Origin of the sequence: Defluviimonas salinarum, from assembly GCF_026013545.1 — a bacterium.
Lineage (GTDB): Bacteria > Pseudomonadota > Alphaproteobacteria > Rhodobacterales > Rhodobacteraceae > Albidovulum > Albidovulum salinarum.
This window is the reverse complement of sequence record NZ_JAPDOG010000002.1, coordinates 1-24,805: the sequence shown is the minus strand read 5'-3', so window position 1 is coordinate 24,805 and position 24,805 is coordinate 1. Positions and strand designations below refer to the sequence as shown.

19 protein-coding genes and 3 pseudogenes are annotated in these 24,805 nt (G+C 64.6%); 7 read left to right on the top strand and 15 right to left on the bottom strand.

Annotated features, from left to right (window positions below; genetic code table 11):
* The first annotated feature begins 621 nt into the window (after positions 1-621).
* The 4 genes and pseudogenes from OM960_RS02335 to OM960_RS02325 all read left to right on the top strand — a co-directional run bounded on the left by OM960_RS02335 (position 622) and on the right by OM960_RS02325 (position 2,486).
* Positions 622-1,065, top strand: a complete 444-nt coding sequence (locus OM960_RS02335; protein ID WP_263336109.1) for a YqaA family protein — start codon at positions 622-624, stop codon at positions 1,063-1,065.
* A gap of 188 nt (positions 1,066-1,253) precedes the next feature.
* A pseudogene (locus OM960_RS25515) lies at positions 1,254-1,727 on the top strand (sensor histidine kinase); the annotation flags it as partial.
* 335 nt (positions 1,728-2,062) lie between these two features.
* Positions 2,063-2,170: pseudogene (locus OM960_RS25510) on the top strand (hypothetical protein); the annotation flags it as partial.
* A gap of 163 nt (positions 2,171-2,333) precedes the next feature.
* Entirely contained in the window at positions 2,334-2,486 is a 153-nt protein-coding gene (locus tag OM960_RS02325) for a hypothetical protein (RefSeq protein WP_264770964.1), read from the top strand.
* An 87-nt stretch (positions 2,487-2,573) separates the two neighbouring features.
* Here OM960_RS02325 and OM960_RS02320 read toward each other — a convergent pair whose 3' ends face one another.
* The 14 genes from OM960_RS02320 to OM960_RS02250 form a co-directional block, all read right to left on the bottom strand.
* Positions 2,574-4,067: a response regulator gene (locus OM960_RS02320; RefSeq protein ID WP_264770963.1), complete on the bottom strand. Its 1,494-nt coding sequence runs from the start codon at positions 4,065-4,067 to the stop codon at positions 2,574-2,576.
* Between the two features lie 538 nt (positions 4,068-4,605).
* Entirely contained in the window at positions 4,606-5,541 is a 936-nt protein-coding gene (locus tag OM960_RS02315; protein WP_263336115.1) for a DUF6635 family protein, read from the bottom strand.
* The gene (locus tag OM960_RS02310; RefSeq protein WP_263336118.1) at positions 5,538-5,837 is read right to left on the bottom strand and encodes a hypothetical protein; all 300 of its coding nucleotides are present in this window, start codon (positions 5,835-5,837) and stop codon (positions 5,538-5,540) included. Before OM960_RS02310 ends, OM960_RS02315 begins: the two co-directional genes overlap by 4 nt.
* A gap of 88 nt (positions 5,838-5,925) precedes the next feature.
* The gene (locus tag OM960_RS02305) at positions 5,926-6,903 is read right to left on the bottom strand and encodes a calcium/sodium antiporter (RefSeq protein ID WP_263336162.1); all 978 of its coding nucleotides are present in this window, start codon (positions 6,901-6,903) and stop codon (positions 5,926-5,928) included.
* Positions 6,904-7,045: 142 nt separating this feature from the next.
* Positions 7,046-8,830 carry an SLC13 family permease gene (locus OM960_RS02300; protein ID WP_264770962.1) on the bottom strand — a complete coding sequence of 595 codons (1,785 nt, stop codon included), beginning with the start codon at positions 8,828-8,830 and terminating at the stop codon, positions 7,046-7,048.
* A 69-nt stretch (positions 8,831-8,899) separates the two neighbouring features.
* Entirely contained in the window at positions 8,900-9,610 is a 711-nt protein-coding gene (locus tag OM960_RS02295; RefSeq protein ID WP_264770961.1) for a hypothetical protein, read from the bottom strand.
* A 1,667-nt stretch (positions 9,611-11,277) separates the two neighbouring features.
* On the bottom strand, positions 11,278-12,009 hold the full coding sequence (locus OM960_RS02285; protein WP_264770960.1) for a GNAT family N-acetyltransferase: 732 nt from the start codon (positions 12,007-12,009) through the stop codon (positions 11,278-11,280).
* Positions 12,009-13,145: an o-succinylbenzoate synthase gene (gene menC / locus OM960_RS02280; protein ID WP_264770959.1), complete on the bottom strand. Its 1,137-nt coding sequence runs from the start codon at positions 13,143-13,145 to the stop codon at positions 12,009-12,011. The genes OM960_RS02285 and menC overlap by 1 nt, the downstream gene beginning before the upstream one ends.
* Positions 13,146-13,203: 58 nt before the next feature.
* Positions 13,204-13,962, bottom strand: coding sequence for an ABC transporter ATP-binding protein (locus OM960_RS02275; RefSeq protein WP_263336128.1), 759 nt, complete (start codon positions 13,960-13,962; stop codon positions 13,204-13,206).
* Positions 13,959-14,693, bottom strand: coding sequence for an ABC transporter permease (locus tag OM960_RS02270; RefSeq protein ID WP_264770958.1), 735 nt, complete (start codon positions 14,691-14,693; stop codon positions 13,959-13,961). The genes OM960_RS02275 and OM960_RS02270 overlap by 4 nt, the downstream gene beginning before the upstream one ends.
* Positions 14,693-15,403, bottom strand: coding sequence for an ABC transporter permease (locus tag OM960_RS02265; RefSeq protein ID WP_263336133.1), 711 nt, complete (start codon positions 15,401-15,403; stop codon positions 14,693-14,695). Before OM960_RS02265 ends, OM960_RS02270 begins: the two co-directional genes overlap by 1 nt.
* A 33-nt stretch (positions 15,404-15,436) precedes the next feature.
* Entirely contained in the window at positions 15,437-16,222 is a 786-nt protein-coding gene (locus OM960_RS02260; RefSeq protein ID WP_263336135.1) for an ABC transporter substrate-binding protein, read from the bottom strand.
* A 31-nt stretch (positions 16,223-16,253) separates the two neighbouring features.
* Positions 16,254-17,132 (bottom strand): MurR/RpiR family transcriptional regulator, encoded by an 879-nt coding sequence (locus OM960_RS02255; RefSeq protein ID WP_264770957.1) that lies wholly within the window; start codon positions 17,130-17,132, stop codon positions 16,254-16,256.
* 610 nt (positions 17,133-17,742) lie between these two features.
* The gene (locus OM960_RS02250; RefSeq protein WP_263336139.1) at positions 17,743-18,513 is read right to left on the bottom strand and encodes a FadR/GntR family transcriptional regulator; all 771 of its coding nucleotides are present in this window, start codon (positions 18,511-18,513) and stop codon (positions 17,743-17,745) included.
* Positions 18,514-18,844: 331 nt separating this feature from the next.
* Between OM960_RS02250 and OM960_RS02245 the strand changes: the two genes are divergently transcribed.
* The 3 genes from OM960_RS02245 to dld all read left to right on the top strand — a co-directional run bounded on the left by OM960_RS02245 (position 18,845) and on the right by dld (position 23,782).
* Positions 18,845-19,897, top strand: a complete 1,053-nt coding sequence (locus OM960_RS02245) for a TRAP transporter substrate-binding protein (RefSeq protein WP_263336141.1) — start codon at positions 18,845-18,847, stop codon at positions 19,895-19,897.
* A gap of 107 nt (positions 19,898-20,004) precedes the next feature.
* Positions 20,005-22,080, top strand: a complete 2,076-nt coding sequence (locus tag OM960_RS02235) for a TRAP transporter large permease subunit (protein WP_354003538.1) — start codon at positions 20,005-20,007, stop codon at positions 22,078-22,080.
* A 10-nt stretch (positions 22,081-22,090) separates the two neighbouring features.
* A complete protein-coding gene (gene dld, locus OM960_RS02230) occupies positions 22,091-23,782 on the top strand; it encodes a D-lactate dehydrogenase (protein WP_264770956.1) in 1,692 nt (563 codons plus the stop codon).
* Between the two features lie 240 nt (positions 23,783-24,022).
* Here the strand turns inward: dld and OM960_RS02225 are convergent.
* Positions 24,023-24,667: pseudogene (locus tag OM960_RS02225) on the bottom strand (transposase family protein).
* Positions 24,668-24,805 lie beyond the last annotated feature (138 nt).

Sequence of the window (24,805 nt, the reverse complement as noted above, 5' to 3'; positions counted from 1 at the left end):
CCCACATGTTCCGTATTGGCCGCGTCGCCCCGGTAGCCGGCGCGACGCATCATGCGGCCACATGGCGGCGCCATGCGGCCGGACGGCGCTCTCGCGCCGCGACCGTCAGGACTTGGGGGGGCGCCTTGGGCCGTCGCCCGGCGTGGAAGCCGCAAGGTGGTGGTCGGTGGCGAAGATCGCCGGCGCCGCTTGCCCTAGCGGGGCCGCGAGCAGCGCATGAGACTCCAGATCGACCGCGCTGGTCGGGGCACACATCAGCGGTTGAGCGCATTCGGCCATCGACGGGGCGCCTTCATGCGGCGTGCAGGGCTCGTTTTCGGGCATGTGCATCGCGGCGTCGCACCCGGCCGCAGCCAACGCCCCCTGCGGCGCGGCAAGAGCCGCCCCAGCGAGCACGAGAATCAGTGCGAAAATGGTGCCAAGCAATCGCATGCCGGTAATCTGCGTCGCACGCGGAGGGCGCGCAAGACGGGTCGATGCGCCGCGGCCTGAGGCGGAATGACGCGCCGGTGCGCGCCGGAGAGGTTGCGCTCCCCCATGCGCCATGACAGGAGGAGGTCGCCTCCGTCGGGACGCGACGCCACGGGCGAGCCGCCCGGTTTCACTGCAGGAAAGGCCACAGTGGACGAGCTTTCCGCCTACGCGCTGATCGCCCTCTCGGCCTTTCTGTCGGCAACGCTCCTGCCGGGATCGTCCGAAGCGGTCCTGATCGGCCTGCTGGCGGCTGGAAACGGCGAGCCAGCGGCGCTTGTGCTGGTCGCCTCGATCGGCAACGTGACGGGGGCGGCGGTGAATTGGACCATCGGCCGGTTCCTGGCGCAGTACGAGGGCCGTCGCTGGTTCCCGGTCGATCCCGACCGCGCACGCAAGGCCCGCCAATGGTTCGACCGCTACGGTGTCTGGTCGCTTCTCGTATCCTGGCTCCCCGTCGTCGGCGATCCCCTGACCGTGATCGCCGGACTGGCGCGGGTGGGGTTCTGGCGCTTCCTTCTGCTCGTATCGGCCGGAAAGGCGGGACGCTACGTCATGATCGCCTCGGCCTGGCTGCATTGGCCCTTTCCCTGAGCGGCGCCGGGCTGGAAAGCGAGGCCACGGCCCACGCCTCAGCCGAGCGTGAGAATGCGTTCGTCGGCCAGCTCTGACTTGGGGCATATAGGTTCTCCGGTGCCGGACGCGATCGTCGCCAGGGTCAAACCCGAGACGGCGCGCGCCAACCGCGGGACCACACTGGCTCACGCCCGCAGGGTGCCACGCTGCCCGTCGGCACTGCGCTTGCCGATATCGTCAGGCAGGCCGCTGTCGCGGGACGATACCCCAATGCCGGCCCTGATCCCGACGAGTGGATCAAACGCCAGCTTGCGCGGCATCGCGCGGCGGGGCCGCCCTACATCCAGGAGATGACGGAGAGCGTCTGGCAGCAGATCAGCAACCACCTGACGGATCAGGGCGGCACCGTCGCCGTCCATTCGGACATCACTGACATCAAGCGCATATCGGACGAGCTGAAGCGCGCGAAGGATGCCGCCGAAGCGGCCAACGAGGCCAAGAGCGCCTTTCTCGCAACGATGAGCCACGAGATCCGCACCCCGCTGAACGGCATCATCGGCATGAGCACGCTTCTCAATGGCACGCAGTTGACGGACGAACAGCGCGGTTTCAGCGACACCATCGCGACGGCGGCCGATGCGCTCCTGACGATCATCAACGACATCCTGGATTTCTCCAAGGTCGAGGCCGGCGCGCTGGAACTGGAACGCGTGCTGATGGACCTGACCGAGACGATCGAAAGCTCGGCCGAGCTTGTAGCTGCGAAGGCCGCCGAGAAGGGCATCGAGCTTGCCTGCCAGATCAATCCCGACGTGCCTGCGGCAATCTTCGGTGATCCGGTACGGCCGAAGCATATCCTGATGAATCTCCTCAACAACGCAGTCAAGTTCACCGGGATCGGCGAGGTCGTGCTGACCGTCTCGACGAACTTCCCGGATGCGGGCCGGTCGCCTGGGGAGATCACGCTTCTGACTTTTCCGTCCGCGATACCGGAATCGGCATCCCGGAGGACCGGATGGATCGCCTGTTCAAGTCGTTCAGCCAGGTCGATGCATCCACGACACGACGATACGGCGGTACCGGGCTGGGGCTGGTGATCACGAAGCGGCTGGTCGATCTCATGGGCGGCACCATCGGCCTCGATAGCAAATCGGGGGCGGGGACCGCCTTCACGTTTACCTTGCTGGGCGAGGTGGTCGATCTTCCCGGTCGCCGGAACCAGGCTGAAAAGCTGTCAGCGATCAAGGGCGGGCGCCGTCTTCTACAACCAGAGTGCCTATGCGATGATGATCGCAGGTGTCTTCTGGGGCCTGCTGCTTTTCAACGCGGAACTGTCGGTCTTCGCCTGGGTCGCTTTCGGCGTGATCATCGTCGGTATGTACCTCGTCGAATCCAAGTCCTGGAACGAGGAGCCGGTGATACAGCGATCGTTCCTGTGACCCGGGGGCGGCCCGAGTGGACCCGACACGCTTGCGGTCACTTCGCCTTGCCATGCGGAAGCGTCGCCCGTGCATTCCGGTCGCGGCCTATGCCTGGGCCGGCCGCGCGATCAGCTTCGCGGCGTCGGCCCGTTTCGCAACGAAGTACAGGCCCAGGAGTATGAGAACGAGGGCGGTGAAACTCGTCAGCGATACCACTTCGTTCAAGAGCAGAACGCTCCACAGAACCCCGCCGATCGAGACGGTGTAGGCCTTCTGGCCGCTGAATACCGGTCCGGCATAGTCGATCAGCTTGGCCAGAGCGATCATGGCGACGGAATCGGCGAGCGAGAACGCGATGAGCGACAGTTCGAACTTGCCCGGAACGGCGTGAAGCGGGACGAAGCCGGAGTTCAGCGCGGAGGCGACGAAGAGAACCGAGGTCGACAGGCCGAAGGTGACCGCGACCACCGCGATCAGGTCGGCGTCGATGGCTTTCGACATCGACATCATGATCGTCTCGCTCGCAAAACAGGCAGGGATCAGCATCGTGATGAAGAGCCAGTGGATCTGCACGGTGCTATTGGCGATGTCGAAGAACGGAAGCAGCAGGACACCGACACCCGCGACCCCGAGGAGCAGGCCCATGAACCGCCGGACGCTGAGTCTTTCAAGCCCGATCCCCGCCGCGATGAAGAAGACCAGAAACGATTCCAGCGAAACCAGGATCGCGATCATGACGCCGGGAACGGACTCGGCCACCCAGAACAGGAGAACCTGTGGCAGGAACGTCAGAAAAGCGAGGAGGGCGAAGAACCTGGCCGAACGCCGGGAGACCCGAGGCGCGCGGGCCTTGGACCAGACTGCATAGAGCGTCGTGAAAACCGTCGAAAGCCCCATCGTGTAGAACGCAACGGAAATGGGGTTCTGCACCTCGGCAAGGCTGAGCTTGGCGATGGCGGGCTTCAGCCCGAAACAGGCACCAATGAAAAGCAGCAGCAGAATGCCGTTCAGTGTCCGGATCTGGTATGCATGACTCAGCCGACGATTGTACACCATGATCGACTTGTTCAGAAGGACGCGGGAAAGCACCGCGATCGCACCTTCCCCCTCCGCGAGATCGTCGATGGCGAGATCCCTGGGATTCCTCTCGTCGGCATCGAGAGCTTCGGCGGCGGCCGTGAGCCGCCTTATCTGTTGCAGAGTGCGCCTGTCGTCCTCCTGGCGCCGGGCCTCCCGCAGGCTGGCATTGATCCTGGCCCTGAGAATGACCGCGTTGAACGCCTTGGGCAGGAAATCCACGGCTCCCAGTTCGATGGCGCGGGCGATTTCCTCCGGATCATCCAGGCTGGAGATGACGATGACCGGCGGCCGCCGATCCTCGGGGAACGAGCCCAGCGCGGAGAGAACATCGTATCCGCTTTTGCCGGGCATCTCGATGTCAAGGAGGACGATGTCGACACCGGGGTTCCGCAGTCTGTCCAACGCCGCATCGCCACTGTCGACATCTTCGACCGTGTGTCCAAGGGAGTTGACGGCAAGAACCAGCTTGCGCCGCGCCAAGCTGTCGTCGTCCACCACCAGAACACGGGCGCTCGCCATCATGGCGCTCCGGCGCCCATGTATCGCGGCAGTAACCGCTTGCGCACCACAGAAACTGCCCCGCGAAACCATTGCCCAGCTCCAATATCCTACGAAGCAGAAGGCGATCTGCCAACGGGAATGATTGTGTGGCTCGGGTCGCTCCGGCGCCACCGATCACGCGACGCCATGTGGCCCGGAGAATTGCCATCCGCCGCCCAGGCATTCGGGTCGGAGGCGGGATGCCTCCCCGATCACACGCCTCGAGAATCGTAAAGAAGGGTCGAGGATACGTCGCCGCGACGCGACGCGTGGTTGCGGGCAATGCTGCCCTCCCGCGAGCCGCCGGTCCAATGTGCCGCGCGCACGCTGGATCGGCGCGCCGTGAACGACCCCGAGCGCAGAGCGCGAATTGGAGCCGGTCGAACACATGCTTTGCGTTGCATCGCGGCATCTTCAAGGCAGCGGTTCGGTCAGGGTGCAGCGCGGCTTCGCGTAGAGGCATTCCTGTTCGCGCCGTGCGTGCATCGCTGTTTCCCTCGGCACACTGAATCGCCTGTCATCCCCGGAATATCCGCAGCAGCGACAGTGCGGCATCCGAGAGGTCGAAGACCCGCGCGAGAAGATGTTCGCTGGCGGCAAAGGGTTTGCCGGGCGATGCAGCAGTTTCGGCCTCCACCGTGTCGAGCAGGCGTAGCAACCTGCGCCGATGCATGCCGAGCCATGCCTGAACGACGTCGGCAAACGCTCCGGCGAATGCTGTGATGACCGACCCCAGGAGCATGAGGCCGGCAGCGACGGCTGCGACCAGCCGCGGCGAGAGGCCGGCGGGGAAGATCCCGTACCAGACCCCGCCCAAAGTCTGACCGAGCGGAAAATCCGCGACGGCCCTCTTTAGGGAAACCGACTCCGCGACGCCCGCGGCCATCGAGATCATCCCGGGCGTCACGGCCTGAAGCACGATGGCGCCCGCAACCAGAGTCATGAGGGCCGTTGTGAACTCGGCCATCGCGGAGCGGGCGCCGGAGTACTCGGTGATCGCAGCTGCGATCCGGTCCGCCATGGCTTGCGCCGCCGCGATGCTGCCGCGGCTCCGGGCCGCCTCACGAAAGCGTGGGGCGGACAGGATGGCCCGCGCCAATGCGGTGCGGTCTCCGAGGGCCTCGCCCTCGGCAGGCGGCGCCGCCAATAGCTCGGTCAGGATCGCGGCTTCCACCCTCGCCGAGACGGCCGTGCGCAACAGGATCTGCCGGCGGAGCAGAAAATCCGCCGTCCGGCGCAGGCGCAGTCCTCGACAGATCCACCCCGTGAGCCGCACGGTAACGTGGGCCGGTGACAGCAGCACGTTCACCGGAGCCCGCAGGATATCGGCGCCGAGCGCCGCGCGGTGCAGGCGCAGGGTTCCCCGCCATGTGAAATGACGCTGGACGAAGGCATCGACCTGCCTTCGCCGCGCGAGGTCCGTCTCGCCGTCAGTCGTTGGCCCTCGGGTCATGTCAGGCTCAGGATGGTCATGAGGATCACGGTGGCCACCCGCGCAAGGTCCGCATGTAGGCCCGGCCCGTCATACCGCGCCGCCGACCTCCAGACGCCGACCAGAGCGACAAGGTTGTAGGGGAGCGAAAACCCGTATCCGACCAGGAGCGCCGGCAAGGGCTGATCGAGCGTCATGAGCGCCAGGAACAGGATGCTGGTCGTGACATTGACCAACAGGCCGCCAAGCACGGCCCAGGTCCAGAACGCCGCGTCAAGGCCCAACTCGCCACGCCACAAGGCCCTCAGGTTTTTCATAGGGTATTATCTGGTCTGAAGTTCGCCATTCTACCAGTCCCCTCGTTGCGAGCGCCGGTGCGGCGGACGCGCGCCGGCCGAGACGGGCTCATGGCCATATCATCAGGACGTAGGCAACATAGGCGGCCAGCAGCACGCCGCCTTCCCAACGCGCGATGCGCAGCCCCGTGGCCGCGAAAACGACGAGCAGGAGCGTGGCCCCCACCATGAGGAGATTGTCGAACAAGACGATCTCGGCCGGTACGGCCGAGGGGGAGATGAGGGCGGTCGCACCGCCGATGCCAAGGATGTTGTAGATGTTCGAGCCGACGATATTGCCGAAGGCGACGTCGCTTTGCCGCTTCACGGCGGCCACCACTGACGTGACGAGTTCCGGCATCGAGGTTCCGACGGCCACGATCGTCAGCCCGATCACGGTCTCCGGAATGCCGAACGACTGCGCGAGAGTTACCGCACCATCGACCAGGAATTTGCCACCCCCGACGACCAGGACGAGGCCAGCCAGGGCGATCAACAGCGGCCCGACGATCCCGTTTGCGGCCGGCACGCCGGGTTTGAGGCCCGGATCAACGCCCTCGAGAGCAGCTTCCTTGGCAAATACGGCGCCATGCCCTGCCGCGGCCTTCTCCTGCCTGAAGGCAAGGTAGATGTAGGCGACGAGCCCGACGACGAAAACCACACCGATGGCACGCCCCATCGGGACGACGAAGCCGAGGCCCGCGAAGGCGACGGCAACACCCAGCATCACGACGGCATCGCGCCGCAGTGCAGACGCTGCCACCGCGATCGGAAACAGGATGGACGACAGGCCGACGATGAGCAGGATATTGGCAATGTTCGAGCCGACGATGTTGCCGAAGGCAATGCCGGGCGATCCGATGAGCGCGGCCTGAACCGACGTCACCAGCTCCGGCGTGGATGTCCCGAAGCCGACCAGCGTCAGACCGATAACCAGCGGCGAAACGCCAAGGCGCTCCGCCACCCGGACCGCTCCCCTCACCAGAAGCTCGCCGCCGAAGATCAGCATAACCAAGCCTGCCGTCAGGGGCAGCCATATTTCCGTCAATTGCGCCACTCCGCGATCATTGCTGTCGGGGGAATTGGCGTACCGCCCCATCCGTTTCAAGGCGGCCACTCATGGGCGAGCGCGAAAAAATCGGGTTCGTCCGACCGATCGGCAGACGCTGACGAACGCCGAAACGGAAGCATCACAGCGGCCAAAAGAGTGGTATCGCGGCGACGGTCAGGCTCCCCACGATGATATTCATCGGCAGGCCGATCTTCAGGAAATCGGTGAAGCGGTAGCCGCCGGCGTTGTAGACGAGGGTATTGGTCTGGTAGCCGATGGGAGTGGCGAAGCTGGCAGACGCGCCGAACATGACCGCGACAAGGAACGGGCGCGGATCGACGCCGAGGCTGGTGGCAATGCCCGCCGCAATCGGCACCATCAGCACTGCCACGGCATTGTTCGTCACAAGCTCGGTCAGGATGGATGTGAAGGCATAGACGATCGCCAGGGCAACGAACGGACCGGCAGCGCCAAGCATCGGCGAAACGGCGCCGACGACCAGTTCGACCGCGCCCGACCGGTCCAGCGCGGTGCCGAGCACCAGCATCGATACGATCAACAGGAGAAGCCGCCCGTCCATCGCCGCCAACCCTTCATCCGCCTCGATGCAGTTCGTCGCCAGAACCACGCCGACACCAAGCAGCGCGAGCGTCAGGATCGGAGCGACGTCGAGCGCCGCAAGCGTGACGACGCCCAGCAGTACCGCCACCGCGATGGGCGCCTTGCCGTGACGGAAGGCGCGCACCTTGTTCGGCCCAAGCTCCGTCAGGCGCTGGTCCTCGGCCAGCCGCGCCATGTCCTCGGGCGCACCCTCGACCAAGAGCGTGTCGCCGACGGCAAGGGGCGTATCCTCGAACCTGGCCCCGAGCGTCTCGCCCTTGCGGTGAAGTGCCAGCGGGTAGACCCCGAAACGCCGCCGCCAGCGGAGCCGCGCGAGGCTGCGGCCTTCTGCCTTGGACCCCGGACCGACCAGAAGCTCGACAGCCTGAGCACTGCGGATCTGGGCGGTCTCAAGCCCGGGAATGACGGCCCCGCGAGTCACGCCTTCGCGAAAACCCATCAGCTCCACGTCTCGCGTCTTGACGACCAGGATATCGCCCGCGGCGAGCCGGACATCCTGCACCATGCGACGCAGCGAAACGTCTCCGCGGATCACATCAACGACCCGACCGCCGCCGCGGGCCAGGGACGCGATCTCGGTCGGGACTGCGCCGATCAGGGGGGAGCCGTCCGGGATGAACAGATCCGCCAGCCATGTTTTTCGGTCCTGTCGCGACAGCGTGTCAATGACGGCGCCCCGGTCGGGCAACAGCCGGGGCGCCGCGACAGCAAGAAACAGGCCGCCGCCGATCGCTGCGAGGATACCGAGGGGCGCGATCTCGAACAGGCTGAACCTGACAAGCCCGAGATCCTGCGCCATGCCGTCGACGAGCAGGTTGGTCGATGTACCGATCAGCGTCACGGTGCCGCCGAGTATCACCATGTAAGACAACGGCATGAGCAGCCTGGACGGAGCCGTTCCGATCTGCCGGGCGAGACCAATCGCAACCGGGATCAGCACGATGACGACAGGGGTGTTGTTGATAAGGGCGGATGCGCCCGCGGCACCGGCGAAGAACACGACCAGCGCAAGGCGCGGACGCGTGCCGGAAATCCGGCCGAGCACGTCCATCAACGCTTCCAGCGCACCGGTACGGACCAGCGCGGCGCTCAGCACGAACATCGCGCCGATCGTTGCGGGCGCGGGATTGCTGATCGCCGCCATGACATCATCCGTCGTGACGAGGCCGAGCGCCAACGCAACCGTCGCTCCGAGGAAGGCGATCACGTCGGCGGGGCGGCGCTCCGCGATGAAGGCAGCGAAAACCGCCGTCAGTAGAGCAAGGGCGAGCAACGGGGTGAGTTGGTCGAAATTGAGAGGCATAGCCAGGGAATCCTGATCAGAGGTGTCGGACATGACACCCGCAAAAGGGGATGTGTTCGGCAGGCGCGATCAATTGGCCAGTATGTGGCCCAGACCGAAGATCGCGCTCATGATGCCCAACAGGAGGAGCCAATCGACAAACACACGCCGCCCCGCGGCCGGTCGGTGATTCTGACGTCGCTCACAGATCGCGCAGATCGTCGCTTGCGAATGGATCTCGGTGCCGCAATCCACGCATCGGCTTGGCGGACGCCCGGGCTTCGTTTGCGACCCGGACAAGTCGAGGGGCCGTGGGTGGCAATGGGGAATGTGCGGTCGCGCTCCGGCAGCCGCGTTCTCGGAGTTCATCGGTGAGGAAATCTGCATGGTGGATCCTGTGGGTGCCGGCTTGGGGCCGGATTGAATTGGGCGTTCTTGCGCAACGGCGCGGGCTGAGGTTGCTCTGCGCGGTACCGAATGGCCCTCGATCGGTTTCAGGTCCGCTGTCGGAAATCCGGCCCGAAGCCGGGATCTCAGGAAGATCGCGAGGACAGGCGCCAGACGTGTTATCGCACCGGGCGAAGGATTCAGTTCTGCAAGCGTGTCGAGCGGCCTGAAGAATGTGGCAACCAGCGCGCCCGTTCCGAGCGAAAGCAAGATGATCCAGCGGAGGACAGCGGTCATCGACGCGCCCCGCAGCCGGGTCCACTTCGCCGGGACGGAACGACGATGGGCCGAATGGGTCCAGGCCCAGAAGATCCATGTAGTGGAAAGCGCGCAGGAAGCGAGAGTGAGATACATGATTGGGTTTCCTGAAGAACGCCGCTTCGGCCTTCGGGATAAGACTGAGGTGTCGAACGCCCGTCGCGGCCCTTTCCGCATCGCAAGAGGATCGGCGTCTCCGCGACGATGAAAGGCAGCCAGATAATGCCGCCCTAGCCGGGCATGATGGCATTCCCGATGAGATGCTGTCGCCGCATGGTGCGACACCCCGGGGCAATCGCGGCAGGCTGTCAGTGTTGCTTCAAGGGCCGCAGGCCGAGATTACCTCGAACTTAAGCCGCGGCGCTGTCGCGCGGAAACACTGCCAGGCTGGATGTCGGCGGCCCTTGGGAATACGGACGCGAGGCGATGGTACGGACGGCACGCACAGCGTGCCACGACCGGATCCTGGCCCCGCCGGGTGTCACGGGCCACCGGAGACCCCACGCCAGCCCAACTGCGCTACCCACAGCGTCCGTAACGATTTCGGGTTTGACGGCCACATTGCGCCCGACGGTCAGCCGGGTCGGAGTGGTATTGATCGCCAATCCAGCAGTCACGTCGGCCGGTCCGGCGGCCATGCGTGGATGCCCGCCCAAGGTGGCAAGTGCGAGGATTACCGCAAGGAGAATGGAAACGAGAGCCCCGCCGAATCGCGTCGCGGGCTTCTCCGAATGCGCGGTTCCCTCACTCTTCATGACGAGAAGATCCTGCAGATCCGGTTATTGTGCAAGATAGCTCAAGTTGCCGGAACTTGGCCGGATAAGATGCGGTGATCCCGCACGGCGCTCGACTGCCTCTGGGCAACTCCTGCATGAATGACGTCATTGCGCCTCGTCCCGCAGAAGGAGATCTATGAGGCACGGTGGATCTCCGGCTGGCGAACACCAGGCCGTTGTCGGGTCTCAGCAGGAATTCCCGTGGCACCGTGCCGAGCGCGCAACCTATGGATGAGGGCGTGCTCCTGTGCGCCGGCAGCGGTCGTGGCCCTGCCGCCACGGCCCGTCCAGACCCGGCACTGGCCCGTCGACCGGCGTTCGTTCGGCGCGGTTGACGCTGCAACACCGCCCCGATGCCGGGCCGCATGCCAATCGGGCGCTTGCGCGTCTGCCAGCTCTTGATCTGGCGTACCCTCAGGACCGTGTTCTTGTTGAAACCCGAAAGCCGGGACAGGGCTCTCACCTCAGCCTCACGACGCCACCTGTCAGATCACGTCTTAACTCTTGCAAGGCAGCCCACCAGCGGCAACGGCGTGCGGCGCCGGAACGCCACCACCATTGCTTCCTCGGTTTCGCGAAGAACGGACGAGCGCTTCTCCTTCGGCCGATCTTTCGACCCTCGACCGTCTCGCGCTTCCCCGCGCAGAGACCGTCTTCGGGTTCGTCAGGGAAACGATCCACCGGATCGTTTCCTGATTGTCCTCATCGCCGACGTCACGGCCCCGCGCCGCGGCCGAAGCTTGCGATCGCTGTCTTGCAGCTCTGACGGCGTGCCCTCGCCAGCGGGCTCGAACCGATGGCGCCGCGCTGGCTCGATCGTGGCGCTGGCGCGACGTACCTGTCCCATAGTGCTTCCTTCGATTCCAACGAATGGATCGCATCCTCAATCGCCGGGATCAAACACCTCAGGCCCGCGCGGGTTGACGCGCGGCGGTGCGGTGCGGACCCCGAGACTGGGTCGGCAGTATCGCGACGCGGCGCGCGGCTTTATTGCCTTGACAGAAGATAGCGGGATGTACCGCTTTCAAAGCCGGTGATCCGGTAACCTTGGGCGAACGCCGAAGTCAGCGCCTCGCGCACGCGCAGCCGCTCGGAAAGCGCCGTGTCCAGGTCGGTCGACAAGAGCTTGTCCAGGTCCTTCGGAATCTCCACCGTCACCAGATCGTCATCTGATGCAGGCGGGGCGGGTTCTGCGCCATGTGCCAGCGCGTCGACGTGAGGAGCGGAAAGATCCCAGTCGGCAACCAGCCGATCCGAGGGGATGCCGGCGTTGATCCCCTCCATCGGGCCGTAGTAGCTCTCGTGATAGGTGCCGGCCGTAGCGCCGAGCCTGGCGATGTTCAAGGCCGCATTGATGCGGCGCAGGGGGTCATAGGTCCACCGCACCAGCGTGATACCGCACGCAAGGCACCAGTCGCGCTGAAACCACTTGAGCCGCGCGCCTAGCCCAAGGCCGCGGCTGTCTTGGTGAACGGCGAGGCGGTGCGAATGCTGCACATGGGGCCGGGCCGTTGGAAAACCGAAGAGGAACCCGAGCATCCGCCCATCCCTGAAGGCGCCTGCCACAAGCCCGCCCTCGTGCTGGATCGCCAGCATGATATCGGAATTGTCGGGCGGGTCGTCCTTGCCCCAGACCTCTTTCTGGAATGTTTCGGCCTGCTTGAGCTCGGCCACGCCGTTCAGTTCTCGCAGCACGAGCCCGGGGACCTGCATGTTCATCAGCGGATCTCCTCGGCATGCATGGTGACGGTGTCGAGGTAGTCCCGGTCGAGCGTTACGCCGATGCCGGGGCCGTTTGCGGGAACCGGCATCCTGCCGTTCTTGGCTTCGAGCCGTTCGTTGATGATGTCGTGCTTGAAATAGCGGCTGGCGCTCGACGTGTCGCCGGGCTTCGTGAAGTTGGCCATCGTGGCGAGGTGGATGTTGTGGGCGCGGCCGATGCCGCTTTCGAGCATGCCGCCGCACCAGACCGGGGCGCCGAAGGCCGCGCTCACGTCATGGATTGCGCGGGCCGCCATGAAGCCGCCAACACGGCCGACCTTGATGTTGATGACCCGCGCGGCGCCGAGTTCGAGCGCCTTGCGCGCATCCGACGCGCTGCGGATGCTTTCGTCGAGGCAGATCGCCGTCTTCAGGGCCGCCTGCACCTTGGCGTGATCGTGGATGTCGTCATAGGCCAGCGGCTGTTCGATGTAATCCAGCGCGAAGTCGTCGAGAGCCTGCAGAACCGGCAGGTCGGCCAGACCGTAATCGGTATTGGCATCGACGGTCAGCTTGATGCCGGGATGAAGCGCGCGCACGGCCTCGACGATCTTCACATCGTGGCCCCGCGCGATCTTGAGCTTGGTCCGCTTGTAGCCATTGGCGACGGCCTCTTCGACCCGCTCCAGCGTCGTCTCGACCGGGGCGATGCCGAGGCTGACGCCGACATCGACGTTGTCGCCCACACCGCCGAGCGCCGCCTTGAGCGGCAGGCCGAGGCTCTTGGCCCAGAGGTCCCAGAACGCCATCTCAACCACCGCCTTGGCCATCCGGTTGCCGCGCCAGGGGTCGAGGATCGAGGCAAGCTCGTAAGGCGAGGTGAACCGCTTCCCGATGATCGCGGGCAACAGTTGTTCCCTAAGGAACGCCATGGCGCCCGGAACGGTCTCCTCAAGATAATCCGGCTGGGGGTCCATCACGCCCTCGGCGACACCCTCCAGCCCCTCGCCCTTGAGGACGAGAAGCGGGAAGGTCTTGCCGGTCATCGTGCCGGTCGAGATCACGAAGGGCGTGACGAGCGGAAGGTTGACGATGCGGAGCTCGGCGGCTTCGATCCGGACCCCGTCGCGGATCGCAGGCACGGTCTGTGTCATTTCAAGCATTCAGGGCACTTCACTTGGCTTTGGGATGTGGCATCGGCGGCAGGTCGGATCACTTCACCTTCGAGATGAAGCGTTCGAAAACCTCGGTCTTCGGGTTGGCGAACATCTCGTCCGGCGGTCCCTGTTCGGCGATGCGGCCTTCGTGCAGGAACACGACCTCCGAGGAGACCTCGCGCGCGAAGCCCATCTCGTGGGTCACGACGATCATCGTCCGCCCCTCGGCGGCGAGCGACTGCATGACTTTCAGCACCTCGCCGACCAGTTCAGGATCGAGCGCCGAAGTGGGCTCGTCGAACAGGATCGCGTCGGGCTCCATCGCCAATGCCCGCGCGATCGCTACCCGCTGCTGCTGACCGCCCGACAGCTGCGAGGGATACATGTGCATCCGATCCTCCAGCCCCACCCGCTTCAAGAGCGCCTCCGCCTTGTCACGGGCTTCGGCATTGGGTTCGCGCTTAACCTGGACCGGACCCTCCATGACGTTTTCCAGCGCCGTCCGGTGCGTCCAAAGGTTGAACTGCTGAAAGACCATGCCGAGCCGGCTGCGGATGTCCTCGATATGGCGGACATTCTGCGGCTTGCCGTTCTTCACGAGGATTTCCTCGCCATGCACCGTCACCTTGCCGGAGGTCGGTATCTCGAGAAAATTCAGGCAGCGCAGGAACGTCGACTTGCCCGAGCCAGACGAGCCGAGGATCGAGATGACGTCATGGTTGCGCGCCTCGAGCGAGATGCCTTTCAGGACCTCGAGCCTGCCGAAGGACTTGTGGATGTCCTCGGCCTTCAGGATGGTTTCCGGCTTGGTCATGCTTGGGATTCCTTGAAGGGCTGCGCGGACGCGCGGGGTGTTCCGGGGGCGTGAATGTGGCGGCTGAGGCGCCGCTCCGCCTGCCGCCAGAGCAGGACGAAAGCCGCCGTGATGCAGAGATAGATCAGGGCCGCCCAGAGATAGACCGAGAAATCGAAGGTGCGCGAGAAGATCTGGCGCGTGCGGCCCATCACGTCGAAGACGGTGACGACACTCGCAAGCGCGCTGGCCTTCATCAAGAGGATCACCTCGTTGCCGAGTGCGGGCCAGGCGATGCGGTAGGCGTGCGGGAACACTACCCGGCGCAGGATCTTCGACCTGCTCATGCCGATCGCCTTCGCGGCCTCGATCTCCCGCTGCGGTACACTCATGATGCCGCCGCGCAGGATCTCGGTCTGGTAGGCGGTGGAGTTCAGCGCGAAGGCGAGGAGCGCGCAGTTGAACGGGTCGCGGAAGAAGGTCCAGAGGCCCCATTCCTCCAGTGCCGGGCGGAACTGGCCGGAGCCGTAGAAGATCAGGAAGAGCTGCGCGAGGATCGGGGTGCCACGTATGAACGAGACATAGAGGCGCAGGGGCGCCTGCGCCATCGGCGCGGCCTGGACCCGGATCAGGGCGAGGCCCGGCGAAACCAGCCCCGCGATGAGCGCGCCCAGGAAGGTCAACTTGAGCGTCATCAGCGCGCCGTCGAGAAGCCGGGGCCAATACTCGAAAAGGATCTCGATCGGGTTCATCAGACGGCCCTCCGGATTCCGCGATTGGCGCGGCGCTCCATCTGCGCCAGGACGACTTCGGACAGCACGCACATGGCCCAGTAGATCAGGCAGGCCAGAAGGTAGAAGGTGAAGGGCTGCTTGGTCACACCCACGGCCACCTTGGTCATGCGCATCAGGTCGTCGAGCGCGATCACCGAGACGAGCGCGGTATCCTTCAGCATGTTGATCCAGAGATTGCCAAGGCCGGGCAGCGCGAAGCGCCAGAGCTGAGGCAGCTGGATGCGGCGGAAGATCTGTCGGTCGGTCATGCCGATCGCACGGCCGGCCTCCACCTGTCCCTTGTCGAGCGACTGGAAGGCACCGCGCAACACCTCGCCGGCGAAGGCGCCGAACACCATGCCAAGCGCGATGACGCCGGCGGCGAAGGGGCTGAAGTCGCTTGGCGGGGCGTCTGGATTCCACCACCGCAGCCCCTTGTTCAGGAGCAGCCCGGCGCCGTTATAGACGACGAAGAGCGTGAGGATTTCCGGCAGGCCCCGCATGATGGTCGTATAGCCGAAACCCAGCGCCCGCAGGGGCCGGAGGCCGGACAGGGAGGCGAATGCGGCCAGGAACCCGAGGAAAAGCCCGACGGGAAGCGTGACGATCGCGAGCTGGACCGTGATCGCCAGCCCGCGAAGGATTTCGTCCCCCCAGCCTGCGTCGCCATATGCGAAGAGTTCAAACATGGGTCAGTCCTTCGGGCGGGGGGACGAGGGTCGTCATTTCATCGTGTAGACGTCGACGTCGAAATACTTGTCGTTGATCGACTTGTAGGTGCCGTCGGCGCGGATCTCCGCCAGCGCGGCATTCAGCTTTTCGCGCAGCTCGTCGTCCTCCTGGCGCACCGCGATGCCGACGCCCTCGCCGACGAAAGCCGGGTCGGTGATCGGCTCGCCCGCCAGTTCGCAGCAGGCACCGTCGTCGCTTTTCCTGGTCCAGTCGAGCATCGGGAGCATGTCGCCGACCTGAAGGTCGATCCGGCCGCTTGCCATGTCGAGGTTGACCTCGTCCTGCGTCGGATAGAGGCGGATGTCGGCATCGGGATAAGTCGCCTCGACGTAGTCCGCCTGCGTGGTGCCGGATTGCGCGCCGATCACTTTGCCGGCCAGCGCCTCGTTGGTGAACTCGGTGATGCCGGCCCCCTTCGGCGCGACATGGGTCATCGCGGCGAGGTAGTAGGGGTTGGTGAAATCGACCTGCTTCTTGCGGTCCTCGGTGATGAACATCGAGGCAATGATGAAGTCGTACTTGTTCGCCAGAAGTCCCGGGATAATTCCGTCCCAGTCCTGCGCGACGACTTCGCATTCCACGCCGATCCGCTTGCAAAGTTCGAGGCCGATCTCGACGTCGAAACCGGCGATCTCTCCATTCGACTCGATGAAGTTGAACGGGGGGTATGCGCCCTCCGTCCCGAGCCGCAGCGATTGCGCGGACGCGGGAGCGGCCATCGCGGTGGCAATGGCGGTCGCGCACAGTGCCGCGGCCAGTCTGTTCTTCGTGTTCATGCGTTCTCCTCCTCGTGGAACCCGATCGTTGTCATTTCGCCACTTGGGCGACGGGGTCGCCGACATGGCCGGTAAAGCGTCCGTAGAGTTCGGCTGTCCTGCGCAAACGGGCCTCGACGGCGGGGCCAAGCTCCATGAACACGCCGTTGATCAAGAGGTTGCCGAGGCTCGCCATCACGGCGGTCGAGTCCCAGAACTGGTTGACCTGGGTCGTGACGGCGAAGACCTCATCGGCGACCGCGTGGCCCCAGTCGCAGAAGACGTCGGTGACGAGTGTCACCGGAATGCCCGCACCCCGCGCCTCAGCCGCCAATACCTTAGCGAGGCGCGAGTAGCGGCGCGCCTCGAAGATCACGAGGCAGGCGGGAGTCTCGGAAACCAGCAGCTCCGAGAAGTTGCCACCCGCGAGATCCATCAGCGTGACACCGTCGCGCAGGTATTGCAGTTGGTTGGCGAAGTACTGGGCGATGCCGCGTTCGGTCTGGAAGCCGGCGACATGGACCCGATCGGTCTTGGCCAGGCGCCGGACCACCCGCCGCCACTCCGCCGTCGTGGTCATCTCGTAGACCTTCACCAGCGCCGCGATCTCGAGCTCCATCCCGCGCGCAAGGTGGGACGCGTCGTGTTCGGCGTTCCGGCGCAGTTCGTTCAACCGGTCGCTCATGAGCCATGGGTGATCGCCGATATCGTCCTTCAGATGGTCCTTGAGGTCCTTGAAGCTCGCATAGCCGATCGACCGGCAGAACCGTCCTACGGTGGCTTCGCTGACCTCGACTTTTGCGGCAATGCTCGCGGCCGTCTCGAAAGGCAGATCCTCGAGCGCGCCGCTCATGTAGTTGGCAATCGCCTTGTCCGCCTTGGATCCCTCACTCATCGCGTTCGCGAGGCGGGTTTTCAACGGGACGGACATTTGCAGGCCTCACATGACGGAATCGAACCATATCAATTTGTGCAAGTTTTCTGTCATTCAGTCAACAATACAATAATTCTGTCATTTCAAACTGCCATGCACCGGGCTCCAGGCCGGATAAACCGGCGGAAGTGCTGTGTTCCGCGCGCAAAGCCGGCTGCGAATGTGGAGGCGCCGATCCGCCCGATGCGATCTTGAATACCCTCGACCCGGTTTCAGACGGCCGAAGGCAGGTAGCGCGATTGACGGACCCGCCCATGCCTCCTGGTTCAGAAGCTGCTGCAGCGGCACCGGCGCGCTGATCGTCCAACTGTCCACCACGGCGGTTTGTGGTCGGAGATCTCGACAATCTGCATCTCGGCGGAGTTCTGATGATGCAGCTCGTTGCGGAAGCTGCGCGCAGCGGACGCGGTCGCCTCACCGAGGTCGAAATGTCGACAATGAGATCATCCGGGCGATCCCAGATGGCGGCATTGACGGCGATCTCCCCCGGGATTGAGCGATCGAAATCTGGCAAGGCAACCCGGAAGCCAGGTCTCGGCCTGGCTCGTCGGGCAGGCGGTGACCGATCGAAGACATCTCGTCACGCTGAAAGTCTTTCGAGCGAGAATTACGCCATCATCCGCCGCTTCGCCGCCAAGGCTTCCCTGCGGTCGCGTTCCTGCCCCAGCCGGAACGACTGCTCGACGAAGTCCATATGGTCCCGCGCCGCCTTTTCGGCCCGGGCGGGATCGCCGTCGATGATCGCCGTGCCGAGCTCGACATGCTGTTCCAGCAACCGTTCGCCGGTGCCGTCGATGGTCCGAAGATAGTCCCGGTTGTAGAAGACGCCCTGCCGGGTCAGGTCGTAGATCGACGCCATGATGTGAATCAGGGTCGCATTGTTGCTCGCATCGACGATGGCCGAATGCAGCGCGAAATCGGCTTTCTGCGACAGTTCGTAGTCGTTCTTCTCCCAAGCCGTCTTCATGTCGTCGAGGATCGCGGCGATCCGCTCCTTGTCGTCCGTCGTCGCGCGCTGCGCCGCGAGGCGGGCGGCGAAAGCCTCCTGCTCGCGCCGGTATTCGAGATAGTCGTAGAAGGCGTCCGAATGCCGGCCGTAGAGCGACAGCAGCGCCGGCGACATCGCCTTGCCGGTCAGCGGCGCGATGAACGAGCCTTCGCCATGCCGCACGACCAGCAGGCCGCGATCCTCCAGCGTCTTCAGCGCCTCGCGCAGCTTCGGGCGCGACACGTTCAAGGTCTCCGCAAGTTCACGTTCCGACGGCAGCTTGCGGCCTTCCTGCAGGACGCCGGACACGATCATCGCCTCGATCTGCCGGACGACCGCCTCGGCGATGGATTCGTGGTCGACGGGCTCGAAAGGGCTGTTCCGGTCCATGTCCTGCTCCTGGTGGCGCCGCGCTCCGATCATGATCGGATTGAAGATGCATATTATTGACCATAACGGCGGCCACTTCAAGCGCCGGGCGCCGGCGCGGCCTCTGTCGCCACAAGCGACATAATATCAAAGAATTAACCTGCTACTTCGAATACGCATGCGGCCTCGACGACTTGAAGGTAACCGATTGCTCAAGAGATCTTGGGGTGCAAGTGGTAAATAAAATTGTTGACCCACATCATTGGTAAAGTTTATTGTCCACTCGGCATCACCGCATTCCGATGCCGCGACCGGGCCAGGAGGGGCCCGTCCGGAAACCGTGGAGGAGAACATGAAACACACGCTCACATCACTTGCCGTTGCCGCCTCGGTCCTGGCGGCGGGCGCGGCGCATGCAGCGGAAAAGCTGCTCTTGAAAACCCCGATCGCGTTTTCGACCGCGCTGCCCGGACTGGGCTCACCGATTCCGCGCGTGGCCGAACAGCTTGACCTGATGTCTGGCGGCACCCTTCAGATGAAGATCTACGAGCCCGACAAGCTCGTTCCCGCCTTCGAGATTCTCGGCGCGGTTTCTTCGGGCAAGATCAACTCTGGATACGCCACCGCCGGTTATTGGGCGGGCAAGATCCCGGCCGCGCCGCTGTTCTCGGCGGTGCCGTTCGGACCGGAGGCCGGCGAATACATGGCCTGGCTCTACTACGGCAACGGGATGTCGTTGTATCAGGAGATGTACGACCAGGCGGGCTACAATGTCCACGTCATCCCCTGCGCGATCATCGCCCCGGAGACCTCGGGCTGGTTCGCCAAGGAGATCAACTCCCCGGCCGATCTTCAGGGCCTGAAGATGCGCTTCTTCGGCCTTGGCGGCGAAGTCATGCAGAAACTCGGCGTGGCGACCTCGCTGCTGCCCGGCGGCGAGATCTTCCCGGCGCTCGAGAACGGCGCGATCGACGCGACGGAATTCTCGATGCCGGCGGTCGATGCCCGCCTCGCCTTCCACAAGCTCGTGAAGTTCAACTACTTCCCCGGCTGGCATCAGCAGGCGACCGTGTTCGAGCTTCTGGTCAACAAGGACGTCTGGAACGAAGCCACGGATCAGCACAAGGCGATCATCGAGACGGCCTGCAAGGCCTCGATGACGGACAGCTTCGCGGAGGGCGAAGCCGGCCAGTTCGCCGCGCTGAAGGACAATGTCGACAACAACGGCGTCACCATCAAGACCTGGTCGGACGAAATGCTCTCGACCTTCCGCACCACCTGGGAAGAAGTTGCCAAGGAAGAGGCGGCGGCAGATCCGTTCTTTGCCAAGGTCCTGGCCGACATGGACGAATTCCGCGCGGGCTACCGGATCTGGAAGGAAAACGCTTTCCTTCCTCGCAAGTAATGGTGCCCGGGGCGGCGCATCCCGCCGCCCCACCGCCAACCGTTGCACATAGATCGCCCTGCCGCAGCGCCGACCAATGCACGCGGCCGCATCCTTAGGAGGGGGCCATGGCCCAGGACAATCAACTCACGCCACTGTCGACCGATCCGATCGAGACCTACGAGCAGTTCCTCGAACACTCCGAGGCGGACCGGCAACCAGTCGCAACAGGTCTCGACCGCATCGTCAAGGGGATTGGCCACGTCGTGATGTGGGCCAATCTCCTGCTCGTTGCCGCGATCGTGTCGCAGGTCTCGCTGCGTTACCTTTTCAGTCAGAACTACCCCAAGCTCGACGAGATCCAGTGGCACCTCTATGGATTCGCCACGATGATTGGCCTGTCGTACGCGATGGTCACGGACAGCCATGTCCGGGTCGACGTGTTCCGGATGCAGCTTTCGCGCCATGCGCAGCGGATCGTGGATGTGATCGGCCTCCTTGCGCTCCTGTCGCCCTTCATCTTCCTGATGATCGATCAGGGCTACGACTATTTCTATGAGAGTTTCCGCATCAACGAGAGCTCCGACAGCCCGACCGGCCTGCCCTACCGCTGGATCTTCAAGGCGGTCATGCCGATCAGCTTCGTCCTGCTTGCGCTCGCGGCGCTCGCGCGCCTGATCCACGACCTGCACGCGCTGACCACCGGCCCCGCGCAGGAGCGCGAGGGCAGGAAGCTCAGGACGTTCCTCTGGGGCGCGATCGGTTTTGCCGTCGCGACGCTCGCGCTGAGCACGCTGGTCGAGCCGACCGAAGAGAAACTGGTCATCGCGATGTTCATGAGCTTCATCGGGCTTCTCTTCACCGGGTTTCCGGTGGCGTGGACCCTGGCGGGCGTGGGCGTCGGCTTTTGCGGTGTCGCCTTTCTCTTCGACAACGACCTGATGCTCTGGACCGGTCTGGACAGCACGCTGACCGGGCTCGACTACCTCACGCTCGGCGCGGTGGTGAACCGCATCTACGCGACGATGTCGAACGCCGTTCTCGTGGCGCTGCCAATGTTCATCTTCATGGGGCTGATGCTTGACGAGAGTGGCGTCGCCGAAAAGCTCATGACCTCGATGCAGCGGCTCTTCGGGACCGTGCGCGGTGGCCTTGCAATCACCGTGACGATGATCGGCATCATTCTCGCCGCCTCGACCGGGATCATCGGCGCGTCCGTGGTGCTGCTGGGCGTCCTGTCGCTGCCCTCGATGATGAAGCAGCGCTATGCGCCGACACTTGCGGCCGGGGTGGTCGCCGCTTCGGGCACGCTCGGCATCCTGATCCCGCCGTCGATCATGCTGGTGATCATGGCCGACCAGATGGCGCTGTCGGTGGGCGATCTCTTCATGGGCGCGGTGTTCCCGGGCGTCATCATCGGAGCGCTCTACCTTGTCTATATCTTCGTCCTCGCCCAGATGAACAAGGATGCGGCGCCGGTGCCGGAGGGCGCCACGCGACCCGACTGGAACGCTGTCAAAGACGTGATGGTCGCTGTTCTGCCGACGCTCGCGCTGATTCTGGCCGTGCTCGGTTCGATCTTCATGGGCATCACCACGCCAACCGAGGCCTCGGGCGTCGGCGCGCTCGGCGCCACGCTTCTGGCGCTCTTCAACCGCAAGCTGACCTTCCCGAAGCTCAAGGCGGTGCTTGTCTCGACCTTCAACACCACGGCCTACATCTTCGCCATCTTCCTCGGCGCGACGGTCTTTTCCTACGTGCTGCGGGAACTCGGCGGCGACGAGTTGATCGAGAGTGTCGTGACCGGTACCGGTTTCGGCCCGAACGGAACGATCTTCTTCATCCTCTTCATCGTGTTCGTTCTGGGCTTCTTCCTCGACTGGATCGAGATCACGCTGATCGTGCTGCCACTGATGCGGCCGATCGTGAACGGGCTTGGCATCGACATCGACGGCTATGGCGTCATCGACGAGCCCGCCCTGGTGTGGTTCGTGATCCTCGTGGCGGTGACGCTGCAGACCTCGTTCCTGACGCCGCCCGTGGGCTTCGCGCTCTTCTATCTCAAGGGCGTCTGCCCGCCCGAGGTGAGCCTCGTCCACATCTATCGCGGCATCATTCCCTTCGTGCTCCTGCAACTCACCGGCCTGCTCCTGGTCTTCCTCTGGCCGTCGCTCGCGACCTGGCTGCCCTCGGTTGCGTATTGAGGGCGGGGCAATGGATGACGCGACCCTACTCAAGACCCTGCGCGACGTCGTCGGGCGCCGCCACGTCCTGACCGGCGCCCGCGCGACCGAGCGCTTCCGCCGCGGCTTCCGCTCCGGCGAGGGCGAGGCGCTGGCGGTGGTGCGGCCGGGCACGCTCATCGAGCAGTGGCGAGTGCTTCAGGCCTGCGTGGCGGCGGACAAGATCGTCATCATGCAGGCCGCGAATACCGGACTGACGGAAGGCTCGACGCCAAGCGGCAGCTACGACCGCGACGTGGTGCTGATCAATACCCGCCGGATGGACCGGCTCCTGACGCTCGACGGCGGCAGGCAGATCATCGCCTTTCCGGGCGCCACGCTCTTCGCACTCGAGAAGCTTCTCGCGCCCTCGGGCCGAGAGCCCCATTCCGTGATCGGGTCGTCCTGCATCGGCGCCTCGGTGGTCGGCGGGGTCTGCAACAATTCCGGCGGCTCGCTCGTGGAGCGCGGGCCGTCCTACACCGAGCTTTCGCTCTACGCCCATCTCGGCGCGGACGGAGAACTGAGCCTCGTCAATCATCTCGGCCTCGATCTCGGCGACACGCCCGATGAGATCCTCGGCCGGCTCGAGGCGGGCGACTTCGACCCCAAGGCACCGGCCACGAACCGCAAGGCCTCGGCCACCGACTACGCCGCCCAGGTCCGCAACGTGGAGGCCGACACCCCGGCCCGGTTCAACGCCGACAAGCGCCGGCTCTACGAGGCGTCGGGATGCGCCGGCAAGCTCGGCGTCTTCGCCGTGCGGCTCGACACCTATCCCAAACCGGACGCGCAGAGGACCTTCTATATCGGCACCGATGATGTCGGCGATCTCGCGGAGCTTCGCCGCCACATCCTGAGCACGTTCGAGACGCTGCCGGTCTCGGCCGAATACATGGAGCGTGAGGTCTTCGACATCACCGCGAGATACGGCAAGGACACGGTGATGATGATCGACTGGCTCGGCACCGACCGGCTGCCGGCCTTCTTCGCGCTGAAGGGTGCCGTCGATGCGCGGCTGAGGAACGTGCCGGGCCTCGCGAACTTCACCGACCGCTTCATGCAGATTGTCGCGCGGCTCACGCCCTCGGTGCTGCCGCGTCGGATGAAGGCGTTCCGCGACCGCTACCGCCACCACCTGATCCTGAAGATGCGCGACGGCGGGATCGACGAGGCCGGGAACTATCTCGCCCGCTTCTTCGCCGGCCGCGAGGGCGACTACTTCGAATGCAGCGACCGCGAGGCCAAGATCGCGGGCCTGCACCGCTTCGCCGCCGCCGGGGCGGCCGTGCGCTACATGGCGATCCACCGCAGCGAGGTCGAGGACATCATCCCCCTCGACATCGCGCTCCGCCGCAACGATCGTGACTGGTACGAGCGCCTGCCCGCCGAGATCGAGGACAAGCTCGTCCACAAGCTCTACTATGGTCACTTCATGTGCCACGTCCTGCACCAGGACTATATCGTCAGGAAGGGCGCGGACCCCGCCGAGCTGAAAGCGCGGATGCTGGAGTTGCTCGACGCGCGCGGCGCGGAATATCCCGCCGAGCACAATGTCGGACACCTCTACGCCGCCAAGCCGGATCTCGCGGAGTTCTACAGGACCTGCGATCCGACCAATTCGTTCAATCCGGGGATCGGCAAGATGTCGAAGGCCCGAAACTATGCCGAGGGATTGGCATGATGATGAGCGGCGTCTCCGGCGCGCCGCCGGTGGCGGGATGCGGGCGATCTCCTATGGCGCGGGCAAACGTCGGGCTGTTCGTCACCTGCGTCGTCGACGCGATGGGACCCGATGCCGGATATGAGGAAAGTCGCCGACATTCGAACAAGATTCGACATCGGTCGATTTAGGGTCCAGACACATGGACCCTCAAAGCCTGAACATGGCGCCCGCGGCGAGGGCGACAGCGGAGAGGAAGACCTACGGGCCGCTGCCGTATCGGGTTGCGACGCGGCGCCAGTCCTTCAATTGCGCGAAGATGATCTCGATCCGGTTGCGCCGCTTGTCGGAGCGGACGGCTTTTACGTTGGACTCCCGGCCGGGGAGACAGGGGCGTATCCCCTTGTCTTTCAGTGCTTCCCGGATCCAGTCGGTGTCATTGCCCGATCCGTGATCAACTGCTCGGCTGCAGGCGGGCTGCCCAGCAGGGCCGCCGCTCCGTTATAGCCGCGGACCCGGCCCGCCGTCGTGAATAACCGCGGCGAGCGGCCCTTCAAGTCTCGTTTCCGCATGCAGCGTGGCGTTCTGTCCGCTCATCGTGCGCCCAATCAGGCGCCCGTATCCCCTTTTCGCCAGCAGGCTCGAGGTCGCACGGCGCGCCTTCAGACAGGTCGCGTTGATCACGACGGCCTTCTGCTCCGTGCCTTCGGAGGCAGGCCCCTCCATCATCAAAGCGCAGCCCCCCGCCGCCATATCGCTTCCAGCGGTCGTAGAGGGTCTTGGGCGGTCCATACCCCCTTGGCGCATCGCACAGCGCCCCCCGTGGCAATCTATCAAGTCAATGCCACTCACCACGCGCTGGTCACCCACTCGCCTCTTGCCACGGCTCTTTGGGCATGCAGTCAATCCGTGCGATCGAACTGTTCTGTGAAGTCCCGGCGCGAGATGGCGCGGGCGAAGGTCTTGTACTTGTGGTCGTCCGTCATGTTGGTCTCCCTTTGCTTCTTCGGTTGCACAGGGGGCTCCTCCCCCCTGCCAATGGCG

Excerpts from the sequence above, each read along its gene's own strand:
- menC (WP_264770959.1), bottom strand. The coding sequence starts at position 13,145 with ATGACACAGACCGTGCCTGCGATCCGCGACGGGGTCCGGATCGAAGCC.
- OM960_RS02295 (WP_264770961.1), bottom strand. The coding sequence starts at position 9,610 with ATGTATCTCACTCTCGCTTCCTGCGCGCTTTCCACTACATGGATCTTC.
- OM960_RS02275 (WP_263336128.1), bottom strand. The coding sequence starts at position 13,962 with ATGACCAAGCCGGAAACCATCCTGAAGGCCGAGGACATCCACAAGTCC.
- OM960_RS02255 (WP_264770957.1), bottom strand. The coding sequence starts at position 17,132 with ATGTCCGTCCCGTTGAAAACCCGCCTCGCGAACGCGATGAGTGAGGGA.
- OM960_RS02310 (WP_263336118.1), bottom strand. The coding sequence starts at position 5,837 with ATGAAAAACCTGAGGGCCTTGTGGCGTGGCGAGTTGGGCCTTGACGCG.
- OM960_RS02325 (WP_264770964.1), top strand. The coding sequence starts at position 2,334 with ATGATCGCAGGTGTCTTCTGGGGCCTGCTGCTTTTCAACGCGGAACTG.
- OM960_RS02260 (WP_263336135.1), bottom strand. The coding sequence starts at position 16,222 with ATGAACACGAAGAACAGACTGGCCGCGGCACTGTGCGCGACCGCCATT.
- OM960_RS02250 (WP_263336139.1), bottom strand. The coding sequence starts at position 18,513 with ATGGACCGGAACAGCCCTTTCGAGCCCGTCGACCACGAATCCATCGCC.
- dld (WP_264770956.1), top strand. The coding sequence starts at position 22,091 with ATGGATGACGCGACCCTACTCAAGACCCTGCGCGACGTCGTCGGGCGC.
- OM960_RS02265 (WP_263336133.1), bottom strand. The coding sequence starts at position 15,403 with ATGTTTGAACTCTTCGCATATGGCGACGCAGGCTGGGGGGACGAAATC.
- OM960_RS02315 (WP_263336115.1), bottom strand. The coding sequence starts at position 5,541 with ATGACCCGAGGGCCAACGACTGACGGCGAGACGGACCTCGCGCGGCGA.
- OM960_RS02300 (WP_264770962.1), bottom strand. The coding sequence starts at position 8,830 with ATGCCTCTCAATTTCGACCAACTCACCCCGTTGCTCGCCCTTGCTCTA.
- OM960_RS02320 (WP_264770963.1), bottom strand. The coding sequence starts at position 4,067 with ATGGCGAGCGCCCGTGTTCTGGTGGTGGACGACGACAGCTTGGCGCGG.
- OM960_RS02245 (WP_263336141.1), top strand. The coding sequence starts at position 18,845 with ATGAAACACACGCTCACATCACTTGCCGTTGCCGCCTCGGTCCTGGCG.
- OM960_RS02270 (WP_264770958.1), bottom strand. The coding sequence starts at position 14,693 with ATGAACCCGATCGAGATCCTTTTCGAGTATTGGCCCCGGCTTCTCGAC.
- OM960_RS02285 (WP_264770960.1), bottom strand. The coding sequence starts at position 12,009 with ATGAACATGCAGGTCCCCGGGCTCGTGCTGCGAGAACTGAACGGCGTG.
- OM960_RS02235 (WP_354003538.1), top strand. The coding sequence starts at position 20,005 with ATGGCCCAGGACAATCAACTCACGCCACTGTCGACCGATCCGATCGAG.